The organism is Stenotrophomonas sp. (assembly GCF_031995405.1).
Classification (GTDB): Bacteria; Pseudomonadota; Gammaproteobacteria; order Xanthomonadales; family Xanthomonadaceae; genus Stenotrophomonas.
Genome location: NZ_DAMAGC010000201.1, coordinates 1 through 3,243 on the forward strand (window position 1 = coordinate 1; position 3,243 = coordinate 3,243).

At 66.6% G+C, this 3,243-nt stretch carries 2 protein-coding genes; both read left to right on the plus strand.

All coding sequences use genetic code 11. The features are described 5' to 3' along the window. On the plus strand, window positions 1–867 hold an 867-nt coding region (locus RTO53_RS19705), incomplete at its 5' end, for a dicarboxylate/amino acid:cation symporter (RefSeq protein ID WP_312239353.1). A gap of 201 nt (window positions 868–1,068) precedes the next feature. Next, entirely contained in the window at window positions 1,069–3,069 is a 2,001-nt protein-coding gene (gene tkt / locus RTO53_RS19710; protein ID WP_312239354.1) for a transketolase, read from the plus strand. Window positions 3,070–3,243 lie beyond the last annotated feature (174 nt).

Consider the following 3,243-nt stretch of genomic DNA (forward strand, 5'->3'; position numbering starts at 1 on the left):
CTGTCGATCGTGCCCAGCAACGTGCTGCAGGCCGCATCGGACAACGGCGCCATCCTGTCGCTGATGTTCTTCGCGCTGATGTTCGGCATCGGCATGGTGTTGAGCCCCGAAGAGAAGGTCGCCCCGCTGCGCCGCGCCATCGAGGGCGTGTTCGAAGTCTCGATGACCCTGATCAACCTGGTCATCCGCCTGGCCCCGTATGCGGTGGCCTGCTTCATGTTCAACCTGGCCGCGCTGTTCGGCTTCGATCTGATCATCCGGCTGGGTGCGTACGTGGGCGTGGTGGTGCTGGCGCTGGGCCTGCACATGGTGGTGACCTACGGCACCGCGGTGTGGCTGTCCGGGCGTTCGCCGCTGTCGTTCTTCCGCGATACCCAGGAAGCGACGGTGATGGCGTTCTCCACCGCCTCCAGCAACGCCACCCTGCCGACCGCGCTGCGCGTGGCCGACCAGATGGGCCTGCCGCAGAAAGTCTCGCGCTTCGTGCTGACCGTCGGTGCCACCGCCAACCAGAACGGCACCGCGCTGTTCGAGGGCGTCACGGTGATCTTCCTGGCGCAGTTCTTCGGCGTGGACCTGAGCATCGGCCAGCAGATCATGGTGATGGCGGTCTGCATCCTCGGTGGCATCGGCACCGCCGGTGTCCCGTCCGGCTCGCTGCCGGTGGTGGCGATGATCTGCGCGATGGTCGGGGTGAACCCGCTCGGCATCGGCCTGATCCTGGGCGTGAACCACTTCCTGGACATGTGCCGCACCGCGTTGAACGTCACCGGCGACCTGGCCCTGACCACGCTGGTGGCCAAGGGCGAAGTGGACGATGGTCCAGTGGTACCGGTTGTGCCGGTGGAGAACGTCGAGCGCCCTTGAACCGAGCCTGGGCGCCCTGGTTACCGCAACCGCCGCCGGCGGTTGTGCCGACGCCCCGCACCTGCGGGGCGTTTTTGTTCATGGACAGTGATGCTCTTCACAAGGCTGTCCGCCCGTCGGTCGCGGCCTGACCCCATCGGTGGTCTGTGGGACAATGAGCTGCCCGCAGCTCCGCGGGAGCCTCCCGACTCCGACAGAACCATGACGCAGCCTACCCGCCGCCAGTTGGCCAACGCCATCCGCTTCCTTGCCGCTGATGCGGTCGAAACCGCCAAGTCCGGGCATCCCGGCATGCCGATGGGCATGGCCGATATCGCCGAGGTCCTCTGGAACGACTATCTCCGGCACAACCCGAAGAATCCGAAATGGTTCAACCGCGACCGCTTCGTGTTGTCCAACGGCCATGGCTCGATGCTGCAGTACGCGCTGCTGCACCTGAGCGGCTACGACCTGCCGATCGAACAGCTCAAGCAGTTCCGTCAGCTCGGCAGCAAGACCGCCGGCCATCCGGAACACCATGAGACCCCCGGGGTGGAAACCACCACCGGTCCGCTCGGCCAGGGCCTGGCCAACGCGGTCGGCTTCGCGCTGGCGGAAAAGCTGCTGGCACAGCGCTACAACCGCCCCGAGCACGAGATCGTCGACCACCGTACCTGGGTGTTCCTCGGCGACGGCTGCCTGATGGAAGGCATCTCGCATGAAGCCGCGTCGCTGGCCGGCACCTGGGGCCTGGGCAAGCTGATCTGCTTCTGGGACGACAACCACATCTCCATCGACGGCAACACCGCCGGCTGGTTCACCGACAACACCCCCGAGCGCTTCGAAGCCTATGGCTGGAACGTGGTGCGCGGCGTCGATGGCCAGGATGCCGACAGCATCAAGGCCGCCATCGACGGCGCCCTGTCGCAGTTCGACAAGCCGACCCTGATCTGCTGCCGCACCACGATTGGTTTTGGTTCGCCGAACAAGGCCGGCAAGGAATCCAGCCACGGCGCACCGCTGGGCAAGGACGAACTGGCCGCCACCCGCGAGGCGCTGGACTGGCCGTACGGCCCGTTCGAGATTCCCGAAGAGATTTACGCCGGCTGGCGTGCCGGCGGTACCGGTACCCTGCGCCAGGCCGAATGGGAGCAGCAGTTCGACAAGTACGCCAAGCAGTTCCCGGCCGAAGCCGACGAACTGACCCGGCGTTCGCACGGTGAGCTGCCGGCCGACTTCATCGCCAAGGCCGACGCGTACATCGCCCAGGTCCAGGCCGATGGCCAGACGATCGCCTCGCGCAAGGCCTCGCAGCTGACGATCGAAGCGTTCGCCCCGCTGCTGCCGGAACTGATCGGCGGCTCGGCCGATCTGGCCCACTCCAACCTGACCCTCTGGAAGGCGAGCAAGTCGGTGGCCACCGATGATCCGAATGCCAACTACGTGTACTACGGCGTGCGCGAGTTCGGCATGACCGCCATCGCCAATGGCCTGGCGCTGCACGGTGGGTTCATTCCGTTCGACGCCACCTTCCTGGTGTTCAGCGATTACGCCCGCAACGCGGTGCGCATGAGCGCGTTGAACCCGGCGCACGCGATCCACGTCTACACCCACGACTCGATCGGCCTGGGCGAAGACGGCCCGACCCACCAGCCGGTGGAGCACCTGGCCTCGCTGCGTTACATCCCCAACAACGATGTGTGGCGCCCGTGCGATGCGGTCGAGTCGGCGGTCAGCTGGAAGTCCGCGCTTACCCGCAACGACGGTCCGAGCTGCCTGGTCTTCAGTCGCCAGAATCTGCCGCACCAGCCGCGCAGCACCGAGCAGGTCGCGCAGATCGCGCGCGGTGGTTACGTGCTGGCCGATGCCGAAGGCGGCGTGCCGGACGTGATCCTGATCGGTACCGGTTCGGAAGTGGGCCTGGCCGTGGCCGCCAAGGCCGAGCTGGATGCGGCCGGGATCAAGACCCGCGTGGTGTCCATGCCGTCGACCGACGTGTTCGAGCGCCAGGATGCGGCGTACCGTGAGTCGGTGCTGCCCAACGCCGTGCGGAAGCGCGTGGCCGTGGAAGCCGGCGTCACCGGTTTCTGGCGCCAGTACGTGGGCCTGGACGGTGCGGTGGTCGGTATCGACACGTTCGGTGCCTCGGCCCCGGCCGAAGCGCTGTACAAGCACTTCAACATCACCACCGAGCACGTGGTGGCGGCGGCGAAGGCGCTTTGATGCACTGAGTGCCGTTGAAATGGTTTGAAGCGGAAGGCCGGGGATTTCCCCGGCCTTCCGCGTTTGCGGCGTAGGGCAGCCGAGCATGGCTCGGCTCTACCCGGAGGCGATGCGTCGAACGGCGGCGGGGTAGTTTGCGGCGTAGAGCAGCCGAGCATGGCTCGGCTCTACCTG

What these genes read in the sequence shown, in the direction of transcription:
- tkt (WP_312239354.1), top strand. Translation starts at nt 1,069, where the DNA reads ATGACGCAGCCTACCCGCCGCCAGTTGGCCAACGCCATCCGCTTCCTT.